We start from the raw sequence: 22278 nt of genomic DNA on the forward strand, positions 1-22278 counted from the left end.
CGCGAAGGCGGCCTGACAGTCGATATTGAAGGTGACTGACCCACCGCCATCGCGAGCAAGCTCGCTCCCACAAGGGAATGGGGGGTGTCAGTTGTGAAGTCGATACAGGGCATTCGCCAGCGCAACATCTTCCAGGCCCAGACCAATGGAGCGGAAGAACACGTGGCGTTGGTAGTCGGGACGCGCCACGTGTTCGCTGAGTAATTCGGGCAAATCGCCGACGATGCTCGACGCCTCCCAGCCATGCTCTTCGCCGGCGATCAGCATTTCACCGGCCGAGCCTGGGGTGGTCTGACGATAGTCGCAGAACACGTCCATGTCGTTGAGGCTTTGAGGGGGGACTTCATGGGCGCGTGGGGCGTTGGTGCTGATGGAGGTGATCAGCGCCGGTTTGCCCAAGGCCTGCGGGTCGAGTACCGCTTTGGCGGACGAGGTGCAGAGCATCACCACATCAGCGTCGTGCAGCGCCGCTTCAAGGCTGTCGGCGATGTGCAGGCGCGGGTCCAGGTCGGTGATGGAGGCAAGTTCTTGTGCCGACTTGGTCTTCAGGCCTGGCGAATATAGGCTGATAGCTTGCCAGTCCCGCAGGCCCTTGACGTATTGCACGTGTGCCCGCGCCACCGCACCGCTACCGATGACCGCCAGGCGCCGGGCGGTGTGCGGGGCGAGGGCATCGACGGCAACAGCCGTGGTGGCAGCGGTGCGAGCGGTGGTCAACTCGGCGGCATCGCACAGTAGTAGCGGCTGGCCGGTCTGCATCGACATCAACAAGGTCCAGGCGGTCACCAGCGGACCTTGCTCGCGCACGATGTAGGGCGAGGTCTTGACCCCGTAGACCTGGTCTTCAGCCAGCACACCCAGATAGTTGATGAAGTCCCCGGCGCCCTGTGGAAACACCACCAGTTGCTGGGGTGGCTGCACCGCTTGTCCAGCGGCGAGATCACGGAACAGCTTGCGCAGGATGTGCGGCACGTCGATTTGCCCGAGCAGTTCTCGGGCCTGGGCTTGGGTCATCACATGGGGCGTGCTGGACATGGGGGCTCCGGATGCTTGCGTAAACTAATTTGTCCATTATGGACTTTTAGTTTAATCGAGCAATATCCCCAGGCAAAAAAAAGCGCAGCCTGTCTTGGCTGCGCTGATCATTCCCACGCTCTGCGTGGGAATGCCTCATGGACGCTCTGCGTCCGTCTCGATGCTAAGGGCGCTTGCGCTCGACCGGTCGCAACAGATGCGTCGGCGGAGTTTCGCAATTAATCTTTTTCCCCAGCAACGCCTCAATCGACGGCAACTGGTAGGAGTCATCCTCACCGGCGAAGCTGATCGAAACCCCCGCGGCCCCGGCACGACCGGTACGGCCGATGCGATGCACGTAGTCGTCCGGCACTTCCGGCAGGGTGAAATTGATCACGTGGCTGATGCCGTCGATGTGGATACCACGACCGGCCACGTCGGTGGCCACCAGCACGCGAATCTTGCCTTCACGGAAACCTTCGAGGGTCTTGATGCGCTTGTGTTGCGGCACGTCGCCCGAGAGCTGGGCCGCGTTGACGCCATCGCGCACCAGGCGTTCCTCGATGCGGCGCACTTCGTCCTTGCGGTTGGCGAACACCATCACCCGCTCCCAACCGTTGTCGTTGACCAGGTTGTAGAGCAGCTTGTACTTGTCGGCCCCGGCGACTGCGTAGATATGTTGCTCGACGTTTTCGCTGGCGACGTTCTCGGCTTCGATCTCGACGATGGCAGGGTCGGTGGTCCACTGCTTGGCCAGGTTCATCACGTCCTCGGTGAAGGTGGCGGAGAACAGCAGGGTCTGGCGTTCGCTTTTAGGTGGAGTCTGGCGAATGATCTGGCGCACTTGCGGGATGAAGCCCATGTCGAGCATGCGGTCGGCTTCGTCCAGCACCATCACTTCGACCATGTCCAGGTGCACGTCGCCGCGCTGGTTGAAGTCCAGCAGGCGGCCCGGCGTGGCGACCAGGATGTCGCAGTGACGGGCTTCGAGGTGCTTGAGCTGCTTGTCGAAATCCATGCCGCCCACGAACGTCATGACGTTCAGGCCGGTGTACTTGGTCAGGTCGGCGGCGTCCTTGGCGATCTGCACCACCAGCTCGCGGGTCGGCGCGATGATCAGCGCCCGCGGTTCGCCCATGTAGCGTTCCTTGGGCGGTGGGGTCTGGAGCAACTGGGTGATGATGGAAATCAGGAACGCGGCGGTCTTGCCGGTGCCGGTCTGGGCGCGACCGATGGCATCTTTGCCGGCGAGGGTGTAACCGAGCACTTGCGCCTGGATCGGCGTGCAATACGGGAAACCCAGGTCCTGGATGGCATGCATCAGTTCCGGGGCGAGCTTGAAATCGTGGAAGCGGGTCTTGCCTTCCTGGGGTTCTACGACGAAGTCCTCGAGCTTCCAGGCGACGACCGGCGGTTTCGGTGCGCGTTCGCGACGTGGCCTGGGGGCTTCGTTGCGTGGTTTCTCGGGCTCGGGGGCCGTAACAGGCTGGGCGACGGGTTCTTTTGTTGCCTGTGCAACAGGTGCCGCCCGGCGCGGTTGTTGCGCATCGGTACGGCTCGGGCCGTGGGTCGGCGCAGTGGAGCCAGGCGCGAGTTGCTCGGCCTCGCTTTTACCGAACATCTTCTTGAGTGCTTTGAGCACGGTCATCTCATCGATTGGTTAAGGAATGTACGCCGGCCAGTGTAATGCAAGAAACGGGCGCGGCGTAGTGTGATCGTCAAAGGGCCGGCGTGGCTATCAGCCTCTTAGCGCAACCGCTCGGCCAGCCAGGTGCCGATGTCGCGAATCTCCTCGGGTAACACTTCGTGGCCCATTGGGTATTCTTGCCATGTCACGGTGACACCATGCTGCTTCAAATACTCTTTTGCGGTCCGACCCATGGGGTTGAGTACCACTTCGTCGTATTGGCCGTGCAGCGCCAGGACCGGAATGCGTTGCTGGCTGGCCGACAATTGCAGCTCATCGCTGAAAGTCGGTGCATAAGTAGACAGCGCGACCACGCCGCCCAGCGGGCCCTGCCATTTCACGAATGCCGTGTGATAGACCACCGCGCCGCCCTGGGAGAAACCCGCCAGGAAAATCCGCGAGGCGTCTATTCCGCTGGCTCGCTGGGTGTCGATCAGGTCGATGACCCGTTGTGCCGAGGCTTCGAGCTGCTGTTCGTCAATGGCCCGCGCCGGGCTCAAGGCCCGGATGTCGTACCAACTGGGCATGGCGTAGCCGCCGTTAATCGTTACTGGTTGGGTCGGTGCCTGGGGTAGAACGAAACGTGTGGTGAGCAAACTTTGCTGCAACATTTCGGCGACTGGCAGGAAATCAAAACGATCGGCGCCCAGGCCGTGAAGCCAGATAACGCACGCGTCGGCAGTGCTGCTGGGCTCGAGAATCAGGGGGTCGGTCATGGTTGTGCTCCAAATCTGTGCGGGCGCGCCCAATCAGTGCGTGATTACAGTGCGTGTCCGGTGTCTCAGTTAATTAGATGTCGCAAAGTTGAAAGTTTTTGTCTTGACGTGTTTTACAAGGGCTAAGCGCAGCGGTCTGGTACGGGCTTTGCTATGGGTGTACCCGAGTGATGATTCTTACGCTGTGCGGTAACACTATCAGTTCACCGCGACGCATGGGATATCAGAAATCCGGTGATGAATGTTCGCCAGTAGCCGCTACGGGCTTCGCGAACGTGAAGGGCTACAGCCCGTTCGGCCGATTGGTGAGAGATGGGCATGACCACTGTTTACGGACATCCTCATTATTAGACTCATAGCGAAGGTCCAGACGTCGGTTGACCCTAAAAAAAGCCAACAAGGGTCGGCAATGCCCCAAAAGGGTGCGACAGGGCTCGAGCTCCGACACAACAAGAGCAAAACTGGAGGTTTGAATGAAGTTACTGAAATCCACCCTGGCCGTCATGACTGCAGCAGCAGTCCTTGGTGTCAGCGGGTTCGCTCAGGCGGGTGCAACTCTGGATGCCGTGCAGAAAAAAGGTTTTGTGCAATGTGGTGTGAGTGATGGCCTGCCGGGTTTCTCGGTGCCTGATTCGACCGGCAAAATCGTCGGTATCGACGCTGACTTCTGCCGTGCCGTGGCCGCTGCTGTATTTGGCGATGCGACCAAGGTCAAGTTCAGCCAGTTGAACGCCAAGGAGCGCTTCACCGCGCTGCAATCGGGCGAAATCGACATGCTCTCGCGCAACTCCACCATGACCAGCTCCCGTGACGCGGGCATGGGCTTGAAATTCCCAGGCTTCATCACCTACTACGACGGCATCGGCTTCCTGGCCAACAACAAGCTGGGCGTCAAGAGCGCCAAGGAACTGGACGGTGCAACCATCTGCATCCAGGCCGGTACCACCACCGAGCTGAACGTTTCCGACTACTTCCGCGCAAACGGCCTGAAGTACACCCCGATCACTTTCGACACCTCCGATGAAAGCGCCAAGTCGCTGGAATCCGGTCGTTGCGACGTGCTGACCTCGGACAAATCCCAGCTGTTCGCCCAGCGCAGCAAGCTGGCTTCGCCAAAGGACTACGTGGTTCTGCCGGAAACCATTTCCAAGGAGCCCCTGGGCCCAGTCGTGCGTAACGGCGACGACGAGTGGCTGGCCATTGTCCGTTGGACCGGCTACGCCTTGCTCAACGCTGAAGAAGCGGGTGTGACCTCGAAGAACGTCGAGGCCGAAGCCAAGTCCACCAAGAACCCTGATGTCGCTCGTATGCTGGGCGCTGACGGTGAATACGGCAAAGACCTGAAACTGCCGAAAGACTGGGTTGTGCAGATCGTCAAGCAGGTCGGCAACTACGGTGAAATGTTCGAGCGCAACCTCGGCAAGGGCACTCCGCTGGAAATCGACCGCGGCCTGAACGCTCTGTGGAACGCCGGCGGCATTCAATACGCACCACCAGTGCGCTGATGGTTCTATCACCCGGTGGGCCAACCACCGGGTGATGTTCTGTTCCATTCTTTGCGGGGCACTTCATGCAAAATTCAATCGGCGCACCTAAGCAGAGGCTCAGCCTCAGCGATCCACGAGTGCGTGCGTGGGTATTTCAAATCGTCACTGTCGTGGCGGTTATCGCGCTGGGCTGGTTTCTGTTCGATAACACACAAACCAATCTTCAGCACCGAGGCATCACCTCCGGTTTCGGCTTCCTGGAACGCAGTGCCGGTTTCGGCATCGCCCAACACCTGATCGACTACACCGAAGCGGACAGCTATGCCCGGGTTTTTCTCATCGGGTTGCTCAACACGCTGCTGGTCACGTTCATTGGCGTGATCCTGGCAACCATCCTGGGGTTCATCATCGGTGTGGCACGGCTGTCGCAGAACTGGATCATTTCCAAGCTGGCAACCGTTTATGTCGAGGTTTTCCGTAATATCCCGCCACTGTTGCAGATCCTGTTCTGGTACTTCGCGGTATTCCTGAGCATGCCAGGACCGCGGGCCGCCCATAACTTCGGCGACACCTTCTTTGTCAGCAGCCGGGGCCTGAACATGCCTGCCGCGCTGATGGCCGAAGGGTTCTGGCCGTTCGTGATCAGTGTTGTGCTGGCGATCGTCGCCATCGTGCTGATGACGCGTTGGGCCAACAAGCGTTTCGAAGCGACTGGCGAGCCGTTTCATAAATTCTGGGTCGGCCTGGCGCTGTTTCTGGTGATCCCGGCGTTGAGCGCGCTGCTTTTTGGTGCGCCGGTGCATTGGGAAATGCCGGAGCTCAAGGGCTTCAACTTCGTCGGTGGCTGGGTGCTGATCCCGGAACTGCTGGCCTTGACCCTGGCCTTGACCGTGTACACCGCGGCGTTCATCGCCGAGATCGTACGCTCGGGCATCAAGTCGGTCAGCCACGGCCAGACCGAAGCCGCCCGTTCCCTGGGGCTGCGCAACGGTCCGACCCTGCGCAAAGTGATCATCCCGCAGGCCCTGCGCGTGATCATTCCACCGTTGACCAGCCAATACCTGAACCTGGCGAAAAACTCCTCCCTGGCGGCCGGTATCGGCTACCCGGAAATGGTTTCGCTGTTTGCCGGCACAGTGTTGAACCAGACGGGCCAGGCCATCGAGGTGATTGCGATCACCATGAGTGTGTACCTGGCGATCAGTATCAGCATTTCGTTGCTGATGAACTGGTACAACAAGCGCATTGCGCTGATCGAGCGGTGAGGAAACGCGCATGACGACTCATACTTTCAAACCAGACATGCCCCCGCCGGGCAGCAGCATCGGCGTGGTGGCGTGGATGCGCGCCAACATGTTCTCCAGCTGGATCAACACGCTGCTGACCCTGTTTGCGTTCTACCTGATCTACCTGATCGTTCCACCGCTGTTGCACTGGGCGATCCTCGATGCCAACTGGGTCGGTACCACCCGCGCCGACTGCACCAAGGAAGGCGCCTGCTGGGTGTTCATCCAGCAGCGTTTCGGTCAGTTCATGTACGGCTATTACCCGACGGATCTGCGCTGGCGCGTCGACCTGACCGTATGGCTGGCAGTGATCGGTGTGGCGCCGTTGTTCATCTCGCGCTTCCCGCGCAAGGCGATCTACGGCCTGAGTTTCCTGGTGCTGTATCCGATCATCGCCTGGTGCCTGCTGCACGGCGGCGTGTTCGGCCTGGACGCCGTGGCGACCAGCCAATGGGGCGGCCTGATGCTGACCCTGGTGATCGCTACCGTCGGTATCGTCGGTGCACTGCCGCTAGGCATCGTCCTGGCGTTGGGCCGTCGTTCGAACATGCCGGCGATTCGCGTAGTCTGCGTGACCTTCATCGAGTTCTGGCGCGGCGTGCCATTGATCACGGTGCTGTTCATGTCCTCGGTGATGCTGCCGCTGTTCCTGCCTGAAGGCATGAACTTCGACAAGCTGCTGCGGGCGTTGATCGGGGTGATCCTGTTCCAGTCGGCCTACATTGCCGAAGTGGTGCGTGGTGGCCTGCAAGCCATTCCCAAGGGCCAGTACGAAGCGGCCGCGGCGATGGGCCTGGGTTACTGGCGCAGCATGGGCCTGGTGATTCTGCCGCAAGCCCTGAAGCTGGTGATCCCGGGTATCGTCAACACCTTTATTGCGTTGTTCAAGGACACGAGCCTGGTGATCATCATCGGCCTGTTCGACCTGCTCAACAGCGTGAAACAAGCTGCCGCTGACCCGAAATGGCTGGGCATGGCCACTGAAGGCTATGTGTTCGCCGCCCTGGTGTTCTGGATTTTCTGTTTTGGTATGTCCCGCTATTCCATGCATTTGGAACGCAAGCTGGACACTGGCCACAAGCGTTAGGAGCGTAGTTTATGAGTGAAGCGATCAAACAGCCTGTGAGCCCTGAAGGCATTATTCAGATGCAGGGCGTCAACAAGTGGTACGGCCAGTTCCACGTGTTGAAAGACATCAACCTGAACGTCAAGCAGGGCGAGCGTATCGTGCTGTGCGGCCCGTCGGGCTCCGGCAAGTCCACCACCATCCGCTGCCTCAACCGCCTGGAAGAGCACCAGCAGGGCCGCATCGTGGTCGACGGCGTGGAGCTGACCAACGACCTCAAGCAGATCGAAGCGATCCGCCGTGAAGTCGGCATGGTGTTCCAGCACTTCAACCTGTTCCCGCACCTGACCATCCTGCAGAACTGCACCCTGGCGCCGATGTGGGTACGCAAGATGCCCAAGCGCAAGGCCGAGGAAATCGCCATGCATTACCTGGAGCGCGTGCGCATTCCAGAGCAGGCGAACAAGTACCCGGGCCAGCTCTCCGGCGGTCAGCAACAGCGCGTGGCCATCGCTCGTGCCCTGTGCATGAAACCGAAAATCATGCTGTTCGACGAGCCGACCTCGGCCCTCGACCCGGAAATGGTGAAAGAAGTGCTGGACACCATGATCGGCCTGGCCGAAGACGGCATGACCATGCTCTGCGTGACCCACGAAATGGGTTTCGCCCGCACCGTGGCCAACCGCGTGATCTTCATGGACAAGGGTGAAATCGTCGAACAGGCCGCGCCGAACGACTTCTTCGACAACCCGCAGAATGACCGCACCAAGCTGTTCCTGAGCCAGATCCTGCATTGATCCGGCCTTAGGCAGTGAAATAAGCCCGGACTTGTCCGGGTTTATTTTTGCCTGCGTTTTCTTCACCTCAGGAGCTGAGCACCGTTTCGCGCTCGGGGTGGCGGTCAAGCAACAACTGCCGCAGGTTGGTGCCTTCGTCCAGGATCTGGATCTCGGCCATCAGGTGCGGATGACGATCCAGCAGGCGCATCAGCATGAACAGCGGTTGAGGTGGGGGGATCTCGCCTCGCTCATAGCGGGAAAAGGCATTGTGCCCACCGCCGGACAGTAACTTCACGGCTTCTTTCTGGGTGAGATGCAGTTTGCGACGGATGCGCTTGATCTCTGCGCCCATGGCTTGAACACAGTCTTCGAGCAACTGGTCGCTTGCCTTGGAATAGCGCTCGGCGCTGTCGGTATCGTGATCGAATTCTATTTCGCCACAGACCTGGCACTCCCACCCGGCGATGTCGTGCACCGGTCGGGCGACCCGCTTGTAGTCGACTGAGAAGCTGCGATTCTTGAAGTGATGCATCGCCTTGTCTGTGCCACAGCTGACACATTGCTGTGTTTTCATTGGTTTTTCTCTTTGAAGGAGATCACCGGATGCCCACCGCCGGGGCGGTAAGTCACTTTGATGTAGATCTCCCGATCCTGAAATGTTGTGTGATAGACGTCTTGCCAGATTCGGTGATCGGCATAGGTGGTCATCGATTTGTGCAGCATCCTGTACTCCAGCAGGTGAACGATCCGCAGCATCTGGGCAAGACTTAACGTCATCCTCCGTCCGCCTTCCCGCGCGCTCATCGTGAACGCCTTGCTTCCCAACCTGCGAACCTCGGCCTTGACCTCTGCCAGCTCGTAATGGGGCGTGCTCTTTTCCATAAGAAGTCATTTACCTTGTCTCTAAAATTACCCTCAAAGGGTAATTTTGACCAATCGAAAATCTCGCTCTTTATCTGCCCTTAAACCCTAGGCGCTTGTTCTCTGGGATGAAGCTGACTAACATGTCAGAAAATTCATCCTATGATTGGATGAAAGGGCGGACTCCATGTCAGATATTTCTCCATTAATAAAGCGCTCCCTAGTCGATCAGGCCTTGGAGCAATTGCGTCGACGTATCAGCGATGGTATGTGGGCCGTCGGCCAGCGCTTGCCCACCGAGCCGGAGTTGGTGGCGGAACTGGGTATCAGCCGCAACACCGTGCGCGAAGCCATGCGCGTGCTGGCGTTTTCCGGGCTGATCGAGATCCGCCAGGGCGACGGCAGTTACGTGCGGGCAGTGGTTGATCCGCTGGATACGCTCAAGGTGCTGTCCCGCTGTTCGTTGGAACAGGCCCGGGAAACCCGGCATATCCTGGAGGTAGAGGCCATTGGCCTGGCGGCGCTGCGGCGCACCGATGAGGATCTGCTTGCCTTGCGCCGGGCGCTGCAAGACAGCGGCGAGCATTATCACGGCGACCTGGAGCACTACATCGCCTGCGACCTGGTGTTCCACCGCCTCCTGGTGGATGCCGCGCACAACCCTGCGCTCAGTGAACTCTATCGCTACTTCTCCAGCGTCATCGGCGCACAGCTGCGCCAGAGCCTCAACAACACCCCGCGCCATCAACATGTGTTCGACCTGCATGTCGAAATCCTTGAAGCCGTCGAGCAACAGGATCCGCAACGGGCCAAGTCCCTGTGCCGCCAATTGATCAATGAACCCTGAGTGCTTGAAACCCTGAGCCCCGAACCCGAGTTTTCCATGTCCCGCGATCTGCTTGACCCTGCCACTTCGACGGCGCCCAAACGCGCCGCCGAACTCGAAGAACTGTTGATCGACGCCGAGGCCGACGATGAGCAGGCCCAGCAGCACCCTCCGTTGGTGCGCCGCCCCTGGCTGTTGCTGCTCGGGTTGATCCTGGTGGCGCTGAACTTGCGTCCGGCGTTGTCGAGCATGGCGCCGTTGCTCAGCGAAGTGTCAGGAAGCCTCGGCCTGTCGGCTGCCCAGGCCGGTTTGCTGACCACATTGCCTGTGCTTTGCCTGGGCCTGTTCGCGCCGCTGGCGCCGGTGCTGGCGCGGCGCTTCGGTGCCGAGCGCGTGGTGCTGGGGATCTTGTTGACGCTGGCGGGCGGGATTGTCTTGCGCAGCGCCTTCGGTCAGGTCGGGCTGTTTGTCGGCAGCATCCTGGCCGGCGCGAGTATCGGTGTGATCGGCGTGCTGCTGCCGGGCATCGTCAAGCGCGACTTCGCCAAACAGGCCGGCACCATGACCGGTGTCTACACCATGGCTTTGTGCCTGGGCGCGGCGATGGCGGCCGGGGCGACCGTGCCGCTGAGCGAGCAGCTTGGCCACAGCTGGGCCTTGGGCCTGGGCTTCTGGGTGGTCCCGGCGCTGCTGGCCGCGGTGTTCTGGTTACCGCAAGTGGGCGAGAAACACGGAGCCCACCAAGTGGCTTATCGGGTCCGCGGCTTACTGCGTGATCCCCTGGCCTGGCAAGTGACGTTGTACATGGGGCTGCAATCGTCCCTGGCCTACATCGTCTTTGGCTGGCTGCCGTCGATCCTGATTGGCCGTGGCCTGACCCCGACCCAGGCCGGGCTCGTGCTGTCCGGTTCGGTCATCGTGCAGTTGATCAGTTCCCTCGCGGCGCCCTGGTTGGCAACGCGCGGCAAGGACCAGCGCCTGGCCATCGTGATCGTCATGCTCATGGTCCTGGGTGGCTTGTTCGGTTGCCTCTACGCGCCGCTCGATGGCTTGTGGGGCTGGGCGATCCTGCTGGGCTTGGGGCAGGGCGGATCATTCAGCCTGGCGCTCACGCTGATCGTGTTGCGTTCGCGGGACGCCCACGTGGCCGCCAACCTTTCCAGCATGGCCCAGGGGTTCGGCTATACCCTGGCGTCGCTGGGGCCGTTCGCGGTGGGTGTGGTCCACGACTTGACCGGCGGCTGGAATGCCCTGGGCTGGATCTTCGGCCTGGTTGGCCTGGGGGCGATCATCGCCGGCATCGGCGCAGGCCGGGCGTTGTACGTCGGGGTCAGCAGCGAAAGGGTCACTGACCTTCGTTGATATCATTTTCATGGCGAATGACGATAGTCTTCCCTGCGGCGGAAGATTATCGTACTGGCCTACTGAAACGTTTTTCGGAGCCTGTCCATGAGTGATGCCCACAACGCCTTGATCAGCCGCTTTTATCAGGCCTTCCAACGCCTGGACGCCGAAGCCATGAGCGCTTGCTACACCGACGACGTGCTGTTCAGCGACCCGGCGTTCGGCGAGCTGCGCGGGCGCGATGCCGGCGACATGTGGCGCATGCTGACGACCCGGGCCAAGGACTTTTCCCTGACCTTCGATAACGTGCGCAGCGATGAGCGTACCGGTGGTGCCCATTGGGTGGCGACGTACTTGTTCAGCCAGACCGGCAACGTCGTGATCAATGACATTCAGGCGCGCTTCGTTTTTCGCGACGGCAAGATCTGTGAGCACCACGACAGCTTCGATCTGTGGCGCTGGTCTCGCCAGGCATTGGGTGCCAAGGGCCTGTTGCTGGGCTGGACACCACTGGTACGCAACGCCGTCAGGGCCCAGGCGCTCAAGGGGCTTCGGGCGTTCCAGGCCAGTCGCTGATAAGATCGCGGCTTGTCTTTGCCGACCTGTTGAACATCTAGTGACGACCGCCACTCTCTCTCCCGATCTGCCTGCACAAGGTCCCACCGAAGCGGACAAGCCCTGGTTCGTCTACCTGGTGCGGGCCGCCAACGGTTCGCTGTACTGCGGCGTCAGTGATGACCCGGTGCGGCGTTTCGCCAAGCATCAAAGCGGCAAGGGGGCACGCTTCTTTCTTTCCAGCCCGGCAGTGGCCCTGGTATACACCGAGGCTTGTCGCGACAAGGGCGAGGCCCTGCGCCAGGAGCGGCTGATCAAAAAACTCAAGAAAAGCGCCAAGGAATGCCTGGTGGCCAGCGCGCTGTCGCTCAATCAGCCGGGCTGATAGGCCTTTATCAGGCCGGTAGGCTGTCCCGATCAGGCGCGCTAAGCTGTAAGACTTCATTCCTGCAGTGGCTAATCTCATGTCAGAGCTGATCCTTCATCATTACCCAACGTCTCCTTTCGCGGAAAAAGCCCGGCTGCTGCTGGGCTTCAAGGGGCTGTCCTGGCGTTCGGTGAACATCCCGCCGATGATGCCCAAGCCTGACCTGACGGCGTTGACGGGTGGCTATCGCAAGACGCCGGTGTTGCAGGTCGGCGCGGATGTCTATTGCGATACGTCGCTGATGGCTCGCCGCCTGGAGCAGGAAAAAGCTTCGCCGGCGCTGTTCCCCGAAGGCCGGGAAATGCTTGCCGCGTCCTTTGCAGCGTGGGCCGATTCGGTGGTGTTCCAGCATGCGGTGAGCCTGGTGTTCCAGCCGGAGTCGGTGGCGGCACGGTTCGCCAAGCTATCGCCCGAAGCGATCAAGGCGTTCATCAGCGACCGTGCCGGGCTGTTCAGTGGCGGCACGACTACGCGCTTGGCCGCCGAGCAGGCCAAGCACCAATGGCCGACGATCATGGCGCGTCTAGAGCAACAGTTGCAGCGCGAGGAGGGCGATTTCCTGTTGGGTGATCCGTCGATCGCCGACTTCGCCATGGCCCATCCGCTGTGGTTCCTCAAGGGCACTCCGGTTACCTCGCCGCTGGTGGATGCTTATCCGGCTGTCTCGGCCTGGTTGGCGCGGGTGTTGGGTTTCGGCCATGGTGCCTCGAGCCAGATGAGTGCCGAAGAAGCCTTGGACGTTGCCCGCAACGCTACGCCGGCAGCGCTGCCGGATGAGGTATTCGACGAGCCGAACGGGTTCACGACAGGGCAACAGGTGAGCATCGCCGCGACCGATTATGGTGTCGATCCGGTGGTCGGGGAGTTGTTGTTTGCTGGCAGCGAAGAATTGATTCTGCGTCGCGAAGACGAGCGGGGCGGGGCGGTGCATGTGCACTTTCCGCGTTTTGGCTTCCGGATCGAGGCTCGATGAACAACGAATGACCTTGTGGGAGCGAGCTTGCTCGCGATGGCGCCAGATCAGTCGATATTGATGTTGAATGTTGGTCCGCTATCGCGAGCAAGCTCGCTCCCACAGGATAGGTGTGTGGTTCACAGGATCTGCGTTTGCCGCCGATCACTGTGTGGGAGCGAGCTTGCTCGCGATGAGGCCCTCAAACCTATATCGCGGACAAAGCCTTGAGAATATTCTCCGGCTCATACCCACGAATCAACGTACCGTTTACATCCAGGATCGGAATCCCCCGGCCACCCAGCGCCTCATAAGTCTTGCGCGCCTCGGTGTCCTTCTCGATATCGAACTCGCGAAACGGCACGCCTTTCTCATCCAGGAACCGCCGGGTTGCCTTGCAGTAGCCGCACCAGTCGGTGGCATACAGCACGACGCGGGCGTTGCTGCGGATCTGCTCGGAAACCATCTGTGACGGGTTGAACACCCGCTCGATCTTGCCCCAGTTCTGATAGGCCACCACCACCAGCAGAATCAGCAGGAATTTCTTCAGCACCCCACCAAACATCAATTGCGACGCTTGAGCTGGTCGGTCAGCGACGTGGGCAGGCCCTTGATGATCAGCGTGCCGGCCTCTTCGTCGTACTCGATCTTGGAGCCCAGCAAGTGCGCTTCGAAGCTGATGGACAAGCCTTCGGCGCGGCCGGTGAAGCGGCGGAACTGGTTGAGGGTGCGTTTATCCGCCGGGATTTCCGGCGACAACCCGTAGTCCTTGTTGCGGATATGGTCGTAGAAGGCTTTCGGGCGATCTTCGTCGATCAGTTCGGACAGTTCTTCCAGGCCCATCGGCTCGCCGAGCTTGGCCTGGCTGCTGGCGTAGTCGACCAGGGTCTTGGTTTTTTCCCGGGCATCCTCTTCCGGCAGGTCTTCGCTTTCGACGAAGTCACTGAAGGCCTTGAGCAGGGTCCGAGTCTCGCCGGGGCCGTCGACACCTTCCTGGCAGCCGATGAAATCACGGAAATACTCCGAGACCTTCTTGCCGTTCTTGCCCTTGATGAACGAGATGTACTGCTTCGATTGCTTGTTGTTCTGCCATTCCGACACGTTGATCCGCGCCGCCAGGTGCAACTGGCCAAGGTCCAGGTGGCGGGACGGAGTCACGTCCAGCTCATCGGTCACCGCTACGCCTTCGCTGTGGTGCAGCAGGGCGATGGCCAGGTAGTCGGTCATGCCTTGCTGGTAATGTGCGAACAGCACGTGGCCGCCCACCGACAGGTTGGACTCTTCCATCAGCTTTTGCAGGTGTTCCACCGCCACGCGACTGAAGGCGGTGAAGTCCTTGCCGCCGTCCAGGTACTCCTTCAGCCAGCCGCTGAACGGATGCGCCCCGGACTCGGCATGGAAAAAGCCCCAGGCCTTGCCTTGCTTGGCGTTATAGCTCTCGTTGAGGTCGGCGAGCATGTTCTCGATGGCCGTGGACTCTGCCAGTTCGGAGTCGCGGGCATGGAGCACAGCTGGGGTGCCGTCGGGTTTTTTGTCGATCAGGTGGACGATGCAATGACGGATCGGCATGGATTTCTCGGCTGATGAAAGAGAGGAGGGCGCGCTCCCCGAAAAAGGGCCCAGTGTACCGCAATCACTGGTTTTGGAATCCGGCAAAGGCCCTTTCAGACCCGTCCGACACCCTATATGCATTTTTTTAACGTTTTAGCGCAAGAAAGCTGACCAAATGGGTAGCTAGAGGCGGATATTTCAGAGGCGTTGTGCTAGTTTTGCCCGGTCTTACGCGAAGTCACTGCGTTAAGCGTGCATTCAGCATCTGTCAGGTCGAACCAATCCCGGTTTTCGGCATCTATTACCCCGATCCGTCGCGGTGATTGCCGAGGGTGCCTGATCAAGAGAGATCGGGCTCGATGGCTGACACTGCACTCTGCAATCCATATGAATTTGATAGGGAAGGAACACTACATGGCTCTTACTAAAGACCAACTGATCGCTGATTTGGCTGAATCTGTAGACGCACCAAAAGCTACCGTGCGTTCGCTGCTGGACCAACTGGGCCAAGTCGTTGCCGATCAGCTGGAAAATGGCGGCGAAATCACTCTGCCAGGTGTTGGCAAGCTGAAAGTCACCGAGCGTCCTGCCCGTACCGGCCGCAACCCTTCGACTGGCGCTGCCATCGAAATCGCTGCCAAGAAAGTGATCAAGCTGGTTGTGGCCAAAGGCCTGACCGACGCGGTCAACAAGTAAGACCGCAATAAAAAAACCGTGCCTCGGAGCGATCCGGGCACGGTTTTTTATTGCCTTGAAAATCACCCGTAGGTGTCTTTCTAATCCTTGCGAACCCAACGCGACTTGCGCCAAGCCTGTTGCTGCGCCTCGGTCTGGAAGGTCCAGGCCACGAAACGACTCTGCTTCTGACCCTGGGACATCTCCACCACCTGGCTGTGCAGCGCCCCGGCCTTTTTCAGCGCGGTTTGAATCGCCGGCAGGTTCGACGCCTTCGACACCAGAGTGCTGAACCACAGCACTTGCCCGGCCAGCTGCGCGCTTTCGTCGATCAGTTGCGTCACGAACCGGGCTTCCCCACCCTCGCACCACAACTCCGCAGCCTGGCCGCCGAAATTCAGCACCGGCAGCTTGCGCTTCGGATCGGCCTTGCCCAGTGCCCGCCACTTGCGCTGGCTGCCCTTGGTGGCTTCCTCCAGGGAGGCGTGGAACGGCGGGTTGCACATCGTCAGGTCGAAACGTTCGGTGTCGTCCAGCAGGCCCAGGAGAATCTGCTTGCGGTTGGCTTGCTGGCGCAACTGGATGGCTTTGTTCAAGCCATTGGACTGGACGATGGCCTTGGCCGAGGCGATGGCCGTCGGATCGATCTCCGAACCGAGGAAGTGCCAGCGGTAGTCGCTGTAGCCGATCAATGGATAAACACAGTTGGCGCCGGTGCCGATGTCCAGCACCTTGACCGCCGCCCCGCGGGGGATTTCACCTTCGTTGTGGCTGGCGAGCAAATCGGCGAGGAAGTGTACATAGTCCGCCCGACCTGGCACCGGTGGGCACAGGTAGTCGGCCGGGATATCCCAGTGGGCGATGCCATAGAAAGCTTTGAGCAATGCCCGGTTGAACACTCGCACGGCCTCAGGGCTGGCAAAGTCGATGCTTTCCTTGCCGTAGGGGTTGATGATCACGAACTTTGCCAGTTCCGGCGTGCTCTTGATCAACGCTGGGAAGTCGTAGCGGCCCTGGTGGCGGTTGCGCGGATGCAGGCTGGCCTTCTCACGCGGCGCCACGGTTTTAGCCTCTGGGGCGGACTTGGGCTTCTGGCGGGCAGGTTTGGGTGTGCGGGGGGCGGTCATGGGCGAGTCGATTCGGGGATGGCTCAAAAAGTGGCGGGCATTGTCCCACATCCGGCCCGGTCTTGATGACTGCACGGTTTAAATGTGGGAGCGAGCTTGCTCGCGATAGCAGTGTGTCAGTTGGCATATGGGTTGGCTGACCCGCCGCTATCGCGAGCAAGCTCGCTCCCACATGGGTTTTGCGATACCTGAAAAGGAAAGTGACAGGCATGAAAAAGGAGGTCCAACTGGACCTCCCTTTTCATTGCGAACCGCTGTTACAGGCTGGCGATCCGCGCGTGCTGCTCGGCCAGCTTGCCCAAGGCCTGTTCCGCCTCGGCCAGTTTGGCCCGTTCCTTCTCGATGACTTCGGCCGGCGCCTTGTCGACGAAGCCGGCGTTGGACAGCTTGCCACCGACCCGCTGCACTTCGCCTTTGAGGCGCAGGATTTCCTTGTCCAGGCGCGCCAGTTCCGCGGCCTTGTCGATCAGGCCCGCCATCGGCACCAGCACTTCCATCTCGCCAACCAGGGCGGTGGCCGACAGTGGTGCTTCTTCGCCGGCTGCCAGGACCGTCACCGATTCAAGCTTCGCCAGTTTCTTGAGCAACGCCTCGTTTTCGTTGAGACGGCGCAGGTCTTCGGCGCTGGCGTTCTTCAGGAACAGGGCCAGTGGCTTGCCCGGGCCGATGTTCATTTCGGCGCGGATGTTACGCAGGCCCAGCATGAAGGTCTTGAGCCACTCGATGTCGTCTTCGGCCGCCGGATCGATGCGGCTTTCGTTGGCCACCGGCCACGGTTGCAGCATGATCGTCTTGCCTTGGGCGCCTGCCAGCGGTGCGATGCGCTGCCAGATTTCCTCGGTAATGAACGGCATGAACGGATGCGCCAGGCGCAGGGCCACTTCCAGCACGCGCACCAGGGTGCGACGGGTGCCGCGCTGGCGTTCGACCGGTGCGTTTTCGTCCCACAGCACAGGCTTGGACAGTTCCAGGTACCAGTCGCAATACTGGTTCCAGATGAACTCGTACAAGGCTTGTGCGGCCAGGTCGAAACGGAACTGATCGAGCTGGCGGGTCACTTCGGCTTCGGTGCGCTGCAACTGCGAAATGATCCAGCGATCGGCCAGGGTCAGCTCAAAGGCTTCGCCGTTCTGGCCGCAGTCTTCGCCTTTATCCAGCACGTAGCGCGCGGCGTTCCAGATCTTGTTGCAGAAATTGCGATAGCCTTCGACGCGGCCCATGTCGAACTTGATGTCGCGACCGGTGGACGCCAGCGAGCAGAAGGTGAAGCGCAGGGCGTCGGTGCCGTAGCTGGCGATGCCCTCGGCGAATTCTTCGCGGGTGGCTTTCTCGATCTGCTTCGCCAGTTTCGGCTGCATCAGGCCGGAGGTGCGTTTCTGCACCAGGGTTTCCAGGTCGATGCCATCGATGATGTCCAGCGGGTCCAGGACGTTGCCCTTGGACTTGGACATCTTCTGGCCCTGGCCGTCGCGCACCAGGCCGTGGACGTAGACGGTCTTGAACGGCACTTGCGGAGTGCCGTCTTCGTTCTTCACCAGGTGCATGGTCAACATGATCATCCGGGCGACCCAGAAGAAAATGATGTCGAAGCCGGTGACCAGGACGTCGGTGGAGTGGAATTTCTTCAGGAATTCGGTCTGCTGCGGCCAGCCCAGGGTGGAGAAGGTCCACAGGCCGGAGCTGAACCAGGTGTCGAGGACGTCGTTGTCCTGTTGCAGCGCCACGTCCGGGCCGAGGTTGTGCTTGGCGCGGACTTCGGCTTCATCACGGCCGACATAGACCTTGCCCGACTCGTCGTACCAGGCCGGAATGCGATGGCCCCACCACAGTTGACGGCTGATGCACCAATCCTGGATGTCGCGCATCCACGAGAAGTACATGTTTTCGTATTGCTTGGGCACGAACTGGATGCGGCCGTCTTCCACGGCGGCAATCGCAGGCTCGGCCAGCGGCTTGGTGGATACGTACCACTGGTCGGTCAACCACGGTTCGATGATGGTGCCGGAGCGGTCGCCTTTCGGGACTTTCAGGGCATGGTCGTCGACGCTGACCAGCAGGCCGGCGGCATCGAACGCCGCGACGATCTGCTTGCGTGCTTCGAAGCGGTCCAGGCCTGCGTATTCGGCCGGGATCTGGCCGTCGACGCTTTCGTTCAGCGTGCCGTCGAGGTTGAACGCCTGGGCTGCCGGCAATATGTTGGCGTTCTTGTCGAAGATGTTCAGCAGCGGCAGGTTGTGGCGTTTGCCGACTTCGTAGTCGTTGAAGTCGTGGGCCGGGGTGATTTTCACGCAGCCGGTGCCGAATTCAGGGTCGCAGTAGTCGTCGCCGATGATCGGGATACGGCGGCCAACCAGGGGCAGTTCGACGAACTTGCCGATCAGCGCCTGGTAGCGTTCATCGTTCGGGTTCACCGCCACGGCGGAGTCGCCCAGCATGGTTTCCGGACGCGTGGTGGCGACGATCAGGTAATCCTTGCCTTCGGCGGTCTTGGCGCCGTCGGCCAGTGGGTACTTCAGGTTCCACAGGAAACCTTTCTCGTCATGGTTCTCCACCTCGAGGTCGGAAATGGCCGTGTGCAACTTGGTGTCCCAGTTGACCAGGCGCTTGCCGCGATAGATCAGCCCGTCCTCATGCAGGCGCACGAAGGCTTCCTTCACCGCTTCCGAAAGACCGTCGTCCATGGTGAAGCGCTCGCGGCTCCAGTCCACGGACGAGCCGAGGCGACGGATCTGGCGGCTGATGTTGCCGCCGGACTCGTCTTTCCATTCCCAGACTTTCTCGAGGAATTTCTCGCGGCCCAGGTCATGGCGATTCTGGCCCTGGGCTTCGAGGCGGCGCTCCACCAGCATCTGCGTGGCGATACCGGCGTGGTCGGTGCCCGGCTGCCACAAGGTGTTGCGACCTTGCATGCGCCGGAAACGGATCAGCGCGTCCATGATCGCGTTATTGAAACCGTGGCCCATGTGCAGGCTGCCGGTGACGTTCGGCGGCGGGATCATGATGGTGTAGGAATCGCCCGCGCCTTGCGGAGCGAAATAATTCTCGGACTCCCAGGTGTTGTACCAGGAAGTTTCAATGGCGTGCGGCTGGTAGGTCTTATCCATGCGCGGCGGGACCCTATTGGCATTTATTCAGGAAAAGCCGGGAAGTATAGCGGGCGGGGCTGGTGCAAGCCACATGCAGCAAGCTGGAAGCTTGGCAGATGGCTTGTGGGCGCAACCGAACAATGTGGGAGCGAGCTTGCTCGCGATAGCGGTAGATCAGCAACATTGATGTTGACTGACACACTGCTATCGCGAGCAAGCTCGCTCCCACAAGGTGTTCGGTAGTCAGTAAATCTCGGGGTTACTCGTACTGGCTCAGCAACCGCTCCATCCGCGCATCCAGCCGGCGCTTGATCTCGGTCTCGATGTGCGGGGCGAAGTCGTCGATGACGTCCTGCATGATCAACTGCGCCGCAGCGCGCAGTTCGCGGTCCAGGTGCAGCAGGGCGTCGGGCCCTTTGGCTTCGGTCTTGGCGGCAGGCTTGGGTTCCGGCTGGCCGTTGATCGGGTCGAACAGCAGGGGGATCTGTTCATCATGCACCGGCTCGTGCACGACCGTGTCGGTCAGCAGCGGCGGTTGCAGGTTGTCGTCGCCGAGCAGTTGGCGGATCGACTCGAGGTCATCCAGCAGGTGCGCGGGTTTTTGTGGCGGTTTTGGAGTGTCCATCGTAGGGCTCAGAGTCGCTGTAAACGGTGGTCTTGCAGAGGATAGCCCTGTTCGCGGTAGAAACGGAAACTCTCCCGCGCGGCTTGTCGGATGGCCGGGTCTTCGACCACCACTTCCGCCACACGGGCGAAGCGCTGGGCAAAGGCCGGTACTTTCAGGTCGAGGTTGACGAGCAGGTCCTGGTGCTGGCCGCAGTCATCCCCCAGCCCCAGCACGATCAACCCTTCGGGTTCGCTCTCGGCCGGGCCGTGGGGCACGAAGCTCTCGCCTTTGAAGGCCCACAGACGTGCGTCCAGGTCCTCGCGCTGGGCGGCATCGCTGCAATGCAGGTAGATGCGGTGCCCCATGCGCCAGGCTTTTTCAACGAGCTTGCAGGCGAAATCCAGCCGCGCCGACGGATCGGCGCTGGGCAGGATATAGAAATCGACTTTGGTCATTGCGGTTCCTGAGCCGCCGCTGGCGCCACCCGAGGGCGACGCCAGCGACGGTCATTGGTGTCAGGCCTTGGCGCGGTCCAGCAGGTACTGGGTCAGCAGGGGCACCGGACGACCGGTGGCGCCCTTGTCCTTACCGCCGCTGGTCCACGCCGTGCCGGCGATGTCCAGGTGCGCCCAGTTCAGGTTCTTGGTAAAGCGCGACAGGAAGCAGGCTGCGGTGATGGTCCCGGCTTTCGGGCCGCCGATGTTGGCGATGTCGGCGAACGGGCTGTCCAGTTGTTCCTGGTACTCGTCGAACAGTGGCAACTGCCAGGCGCGGTCGTCGGCCTGTTGGCCGGCGCTGAGCAGTTGGCCGATCAGCTCATCGTTGTTGCCCAGCAGGCCCGAGGTGTGGGAACCGAGGGCGACGATGCAGGCGCCGGTCAGGGTCGCGATGTCGATCACCGCTTGCGGCTTGAAGCGCTCGGAGTAGGTGAGGGCATCGCACAGCACCAGGCGGCCTTCGGCGTCGGTGTTGAGGATTTCCACGGTCTGGCCGCTCATGGTGGTGACGATGTCGCCCGGACGCGAGGCCGTACCGCTGGGCATGTTCTCGGCGCAGGCCAGGATGCACACCAGGTTGATCGGCAGTTGCAATTCGAGCACGGCGCGCAGGGTGCCGAACACGCTTGCGGCGCCGCCCATGTCGTACTTCATCTCATCCATGCCCGCGCCCGGCTTGAGGCTGATGCCGCCGGTGTCGAAGGTGATGCCCTTGCCGACCAGTGCGTACGGCTTCTCGGATTTCTTGCCGCCGTTGTATTGCATGACGATCAGGCGCGGAGGTTGGGCGCTGCCCTGGCCGACGGAATAGAACGAACCCATGCCCAGGTCCTTGATCTTCTTCTCGTCGAAGACCTCGACCTTCAGGCCCTTGAACTCCTTGCCCAGTGCCTTGGCTTGTTCGCCGAGGAACGTTGGGTGGCAGATGTTCGGCGGCAGGTTGCCCAGGTCGCGGGTGAACGCCATGCCGTTGGCAATCGCGGTGGCGTGGGTCACGGCACGCTGGACTTCAGCCTGGGCAGCCTTGATGGTCAGCAGGGTGATTTTTTTCAGGGCGCGGGGTTCGGCTTTCTGGCTCTTGAACTGGTCGAACTGGTATTCGCCGTCCACCAGGGTTTCGGCCAGCAAGCGGTTCTTGCCGTAGCTGTCGCGGCCCTTGATCACCAACTCGTCCAGCGCCAGGGTGGCATCAGCGCCGCCAAGGCCCTTGAGGGTACCCAGCACGCCAGCAATGATTTTACGGAATGGACGGTCGCCCAGTTCAGCGTCCTTGCCCACGCCCACCAGCAGCACGCGCTCGGCCTTGAGGTTGGGCAGGTTTTGCAGCAACAGGCTCTGGCCGACCTTGCCGGCCAGGTCGCCGCGCTTGAGTACGGCGCTGATGGCCCCGCCGCTCAGGGTATCGAGCTGGGTGGCGACCACGCCAAGCTTGCGGTTTTCACCGACGGCGACTACCAGTGTGGCGGTTTTCAACGTTTCTGGGCTGACGCTTTTTACAACCAGTTCCATGTCCGGATCCCTGAGTCAATGGTCAAGAGGCCAGGCGCCGAGACGGTGGCGCGCTGAGCGAGCTTCTTCTATATAAAAGAAGCGCCGGTGCTTGCCGGCGACAAAGGCCGCAGTTTGAACCCCGGCGCCCGAGCCTGACAACCCTCGACGGCGCTAACTTTTGGCTTTAAGCACCGGCTTAAAGCGTGCGAAGTGACAGGCGCCTCCAATCACAGGATAATGCGGC

22 protein-coding genes are annotated in these 22278 nt (G+C 60.9%); 10 read left to right on the forward strand and 12 right to left on the reverse strand.

Features of this window, described 5'->3' with window-relative positions; all coding sequences use genetic code 11:
- Positions 1-87: 87 nt before the first annotated feature.
- The 3 genes from KGA89_RS02150 to KGA89_RS02160 form a co-directional block, all read right to left on the reverse strand.
- On the reverse strand, positions 88-1035 hold the full coding sequence (locus tag KGA89_RS02150; RefSeq protein ID WP_003205305.1) for an ornithine cyclodeaminase family protein: 948 nt from the start codon (positions 1033-1035) through the stop codon (positions 88-90).
- A gap of 163 nt (positions 1036-1198) precedes the next feature.
- Positions 1199-2662: an ATP-dependent RNA helicase RhlB gene (gene rhlB, locus KGA89_RS02155; RefSeq protein WP_057448977.1), complete on the reverse strand. Its 1464-nt coding sequence runs from the start codon at positions 2660-2662 to the stop codon at positions 1199-1201.
- 98 nt (positions 2663-2760) lie between these two features.
- Entirely contained in the window at positions 2761-3417 is a 657-nt protein-coding gene (locus KGA89_RS02160; RefSeq protein WP_223470406.1) for an alpha/beta hydrolase, read from the reverse strand.
- A gap of 473 nt (positions 3418-3890) precedes the next feature.
- Here KGA89_RS02160 and KGA89_RS02165 point away from each other — a divergent pair, with 473 nt between their 5' ends.
- The 4 genes from KGA89_RS02165 to KGA89_RS02180 all read left to right on the forward strand — a co-directional run bounded on the left by KGA89_RS02165 (position 3891) and on the right by KGA89_RS02180 (position 8053).
- Positions 3891-4922 carry an amino acid ABC transporter substrate-binding protein gene (locus KGA89_RS02165; RefSeq protein ID WP_003205302.1) on the forward strand — a complete coding sequence of 344 codons (1032 nt, stop codon included), beginning with the start codon at positions 3891-3893 and terminating at the stop codon, positions 4920-4922.
- A 65-nt stretch (positions 4923-4987) separates the two neighbouring features.
- On the forward strand, positions 4988-6169 hold the full coding sequence (locus tag KGA89_RS02170) for an amino acid ABC transporter permease (protein ID WP_214512392.1): 1182 nt from the start codon (positions 4988-4990) through the stop codon (positions 6167-6169).
- 10 nt (positions 6170-6179) lie between these two features.
- Positions 6180-7277, forward strand: coding sequence for an amino acid ABC transporter permease (locus KGA89_RS02175; RefSeq protein ID WP_003205300.1), 1098 nt, complete (start codon positions 6180-6182; stop codon positions 7275-7277).
- An 11-nt stretch (positions 7278-7288) separates the two neighbouring features.
- Positions 7289-8053 (forward strand): amino acid ABC transporter ATP-binding protein, encoded by a 765-nt coding sequence (locus KGA89_RS02180; protein WP_003205299.1) that lies wholly within the window; start codon positions 7289-7291, stop codon positions 8051-8053.
- 67 nt (positions 8054-8120) lie between these two features.
- On the opposite strand, the gene KGA89_RS02185 is transcribed toward KGA89_RS02180, so the two are convergent.
- The gene (locus KGA89_RS02185; RefSeq protein ID WP_223470408.1) at positions 8121-8609 is read right to left on the reverse strand and encodes a type II toxin-antitoxin system MqsA family antitoxin; all 489 of its coding nucleotides are present in this window, start codon (positions 8607-8609) and stop codon (positions 8121-8123) included.
- The gene (locus tag KGA89_RS02190; RefSeq protein ID WP_003205297.1) at positions 8606-8917 is read right to left on the reverse strand and encodes a type II toxin-antitoxin system MqsR family toxin; all 312 of its coding nucleotides are present in this window, start codon (positions 8915-8917) and stop codon (positions 8606-8608) included. Before KGA89_RS02190 ends, KGA89_RS02185 begins: the two co-directional genes overlap by 4 nt.
- 166 nt (positions 8918-9083) lie before the next feature.
- On the opposite strand from KGA89_RS02190, the gene KGA89_RS02195 reads away from it, so the two are divergent.
- From KGA89_RS02195 to KGA89_RS02215, 5 genes are all read left to right on the forward strand, one after another.
- Complete coding sequence (locus KGA89_RS02195) at positions 9084-9743, forward strand: FadR/GntR family transcriptional regulator (RefSeq protein ID WP_223470410.1); 660 nt, start codon at positions 9084-9086, stop codon at positions 9741-9743.
- 36 nt (positions 9744-9779) lie between these two features.
- Entirely contained in the window at positions 9780-11084 is a 1305-nt protein-coding gene (locus tag KGA89_RS02200) for a CynX/NimT family MFS transporter (protein ID WP_223470426.1), read from the forward strand.
- An 87-nt stretch (positions 11085-11171) separates the two neighbouring features.
- On the forward strand, positions 11172-11642 hold the full coding sequence (locus KGA89_RS02205; RefSeq protein ID WP_063324522.1) for a nuclear transport factor 2 family protein: 471 nt from the start codon (positions 11172-11174) through the stop codon (positions 11640-11642).
- Positions 11643-11682: 40 nt separating this feature from the next.
- The gene (locus KGA89_RS02210) at positions 11683-12006 is read left to right on the forward strand and encodes a GIY-YIG nuclease family protein (protein ID WP_003205293.1); all 324 of its coding nucleotides are present in this window, start codon (positions 11683-11685) and stop codon (positions 12004-12006) included.
- A 79-nt stretch (positions 12007-12085) separates the two neighbouring features.
- Positions 12086-13021 carry a glutathione S-transferase family protein gene (locus KGA89_RS02215; RefSeq protein ID WP_223470411.1) on the forward strand — a complete coding sequence of 312 codons (936 nt, stop codon included), beginning with the start codon at positions 12086-12088 and terminating at the stop codon, positions 13019-13021.
- 187 nt (positions 13022-13208) lie between these two features.
- Here the strand turns inward: KGA89_RS02215 and KGA89_RS02220 are convergent, their stop codons facing one another.
- Both KGA89_RS02220 and yejK read right to left on the reverse strand, forming a co-directional pair.
- Positions 13209-13565, reverse strand: coding sequence for a glutaredoxin family protein (locus KGA89_RS02220; protein WP_027911414.1), 357 nt, complete (start codon positions 13563-13565; stop codon positions 13209-13211).
- Positions 13565-14569 (reverse strand): nucleoid-associated protein YejK, encoded by a 1005-nt coding sequence (gene yejK / locus KGA89_RS02225; RefSeq protein WP_003205290.1) that lies wholly within the window; start codon positions 14567-14569, stop codon positions 13565-13567. The genes KGA89_RS02220 and yejK overlap by 1 nt, the downstream gene beginning before the upstream one ends.
- Before the next feature lie 396 nt (positions 14570-14965).
- On the opposite strand from yejK, the gene KGA89_RS02230 reads away from it, so the two are divergent.
- Positions 14966-15247 carry an HU family DNA-binding protein gene (locus tag KGA89_RS02230; RefSeq protein ID WP_003205289.1) on the forward strand — a complete coding sequence of 94 codons (282 nt, stop codon included), beginning with the start codon at positions 14966-14968 and terminating at the stop codon, positions 15245-15247.
- Between the two features lie 80 nt (positions 15248-15327).
- Here KGA89_RS02230 and rlmF read toward each other — a convergent pair whose 3' ends face one another.
- The 5 genes from rlmF to KGA89_RS02255 all read right to left on the reverse strand — a co-directional run bounded on the left by rlmF (position 15328) and on the right by KGA89_RS02255 (position 22052).
- Complete coding sequence (gene rlmF, locus KGA89_RS02235) at positions 15328-16353, reverse strand: 23S rRNA (adenine(1618)-N(6))-methyltransferase RlmF (protein WP_223470412.1); 1026 nt, start codon at positions 16351-16353, stop codon at positions 15328-15330.
- Between the two features lie 257 nt (positions 16354-16610).
- Positions 16611-19457, reverse strand: coding sequence for a valine--tRNA ligase (locus tag KGA89_RS02240; RefSeq protein WP_003205286.1), 2847 nt, complete (start codon positions 19455-19457; stop codon positions 16611-16613).
- A gap of 241 nt (positions 19458-19698) precedes the next feature.
- Entirely contained in the window at positions 19699-20064 is a 366-nt protein-coding gene (locus KGA89_RS02245; protein ID WP_027911412.1) for a hypothetical protein, read from the reverse strand.
- An 8-nt stretch (positions 20065-20072) separates the two neighbouring features.
- The gene (locus KGA89_RS02250) at positions 20073-20501 is read right to left on the reverse strand and encodes a DNA polymerase III subunit chi (protein ID WP_003205282.1); all 429 of its coding nucleotides are present in this window, start codon (positions 20499-20501) and stop codon (positions 20073-20075) included.
- A gap of 60 nt (positions 20502-20561) precedes the next feature.
- Positions 20562-22052: a leucyl aminopeptidase gene (locus tag KGA89_RS02255; RefSeq protein WP_223470413.1), complete on the reverse strand. Its 1491-nt coding sequence runs from the start codon at positions 22050-22052 to the stop codon at positions 20562-20564.
- Between the last annotated feature and the right edge of the window lie 226 nt (positions 22053-22278).

The organism is Pseudomonas sp. A-RE-22, from assembly GCF_019956035.1.
GTDB lineage: Bacteria > Pseudomonadota > Gammaproteobacteria > Pseudomonadales > Pseudomonadaceae > Aquipseudomonas > Aquipseudomonas brassicacearum.

Excerpts from the sequence above, each read along its gene's own strand:
- KGA89_RS02200 (WP_223470426.1), top strand. The coding sequence starts at position 9,780 with ATGTCCCGCGATCTGCTTGACCCTGCCACTTCGACGGCGCCCAAACGC.
- KGA89_RS02240 (WP_003205286.1), bottom strand. The coding sequence starts at position 19,457 with ATGGATAAGACCTACCAGCCGCACGCCATTGAAACTTCCTGGTACAAC.
- KGA89_RS02255 (WP_223470413.1), bottom strand. The coding sequence starts at position 22,052 with ATGGAACTGGTTGTAAAAAGCGTCAGCCCAGAAACGTTGAAAACCGCC.
- KGA89_RS02195 (WP_223470410.1), top strand. The coding sequence starts at position 9,084 with ATGTCAGATATTTCTCCATTAATAAAGCGCTCCCTAGTCGATCAGGCC.
- KGA89_RS02150 (WP_003205305.1), bottom strand. The coding sequence starts at position 1,035 with ATGTCCAGCACGCCCCATGTGATGACCCAAGCCCAGGCCCGAGAACTG.
- rhlB (WP_057448977.1), bottom strand. The coding sequence starts at position 2,662 with ATGACCGTGCTCAAAGCACTCAAGAAGATGTTCGGTAAAAGCGAGGCC.
- KGA89_RS02220 (WP_027911414.1), bottom strand. The coding sequence starts at position 13,565 with ATGTTTGGTGGGGTGCTGAAGAAATTCCTGCTGATTCTGCTGGTGGTG.
- KGA89_RS02170 (WP_214512392.1), top strand. The coding sequence starts at position 4,988 with ATGCAAAATTCAATCGGCGCACCTAAGCAGAGGCTCAGCCTCAGCGAT.
- yejK (WP_003205290.1), bottom strand. The coding sequence starts at position 14,569 with ATGCCGATCCGTCATTGCATCGTCCACCTGATCGACAAAAAACCCGAC.
- KGA89_RS02215 (WP_223470411.1), top strand. The coding sequence starts at position 12,086 with ATGTCAGAGCTGATCCTTCATCATTACCCAACGTCTCCTTTCGCGGAA.
- KGA89_RS02250 (WP_003205282.1), bottom strand. The coding sequence starts at position 20,501 with ATGACCAAAGTCGATTTCTATATCCTGCCCAGCGCCGATCCGTCGGCG.
- KGA89_RS02180 (WP_003205299.1), top strand. The coding sequence starts at position 7,289 with ATGAGTGAAGCGATCAAACAGCCTGTGAGCCCTGAAGGCATTATTCAG.
- KGA89_RS02185 (WP_223470408.1), bottom strand. The coding sequence starts at position 8,609 with ATGAAAACACAGCAATGTGTCAGCTGTGGCACAGACAAGGCGATGCAT.
- KGA89_RS02205 (WP_063324522.1), top strand. The coding sequence starts at position 11,172 with ATGAGTGATGCCCACAACGCCTTGATCAGCCGCTTTTATCAGGCCTTC.
- rlmF (WP_223470412.1), bottom strand. The coding sequence starts at position 16,353 with ATGACCGCCCCCCGCACACCCAAACCTGCCCGCCAGAAGCCCAAGTCC.
- KGA89_RS02230 (WP_003205289.1), top strand. The coding sequence starts at position 14,966 with ATGGCTCTTACTAAAGACCAACTGATCGCTGATTTGGCTGAATCTGTA.
- KGA89_RS02190 (WP_003205297.1), bottom strand. The coding sequence starts at position 8,917 with ATGGAAAAGAGCACGCCCCATTACGAGCTGGCAGAGGTCAAGGCCGAG.
- KGA89_RS02245 (WP_027911412.1), bottom strand. The coding sequence starts at position 20,064 with ATGGACACTCCAAAACCGCCACAAAAACCCGCGCACCTGCTGGATGAC.
- KGA89_RS02165 (WP_003205302.1), top strand. The coding sequence starts at position 3,891 with ATGAAGTTACTGAAATCCACCCTGGCCGTCATGACTGCAGCAGCAGTC.
- KGA89_RS02175 (WP_003205300.1), top strand. The coding sequence starts at position 6,180 with ATGACGACTCATACTTTCAAACCAGACATGCCCCCGCCGGGCAGCAGC.
- KGA89_RS02160 (WP_223470406.1), bottom strand. The coding sequence starts at position 3,417 with ATGACCGACCCCCTGATTCTCGAGCCCAGCAGCACTGCCGACGCGTGC.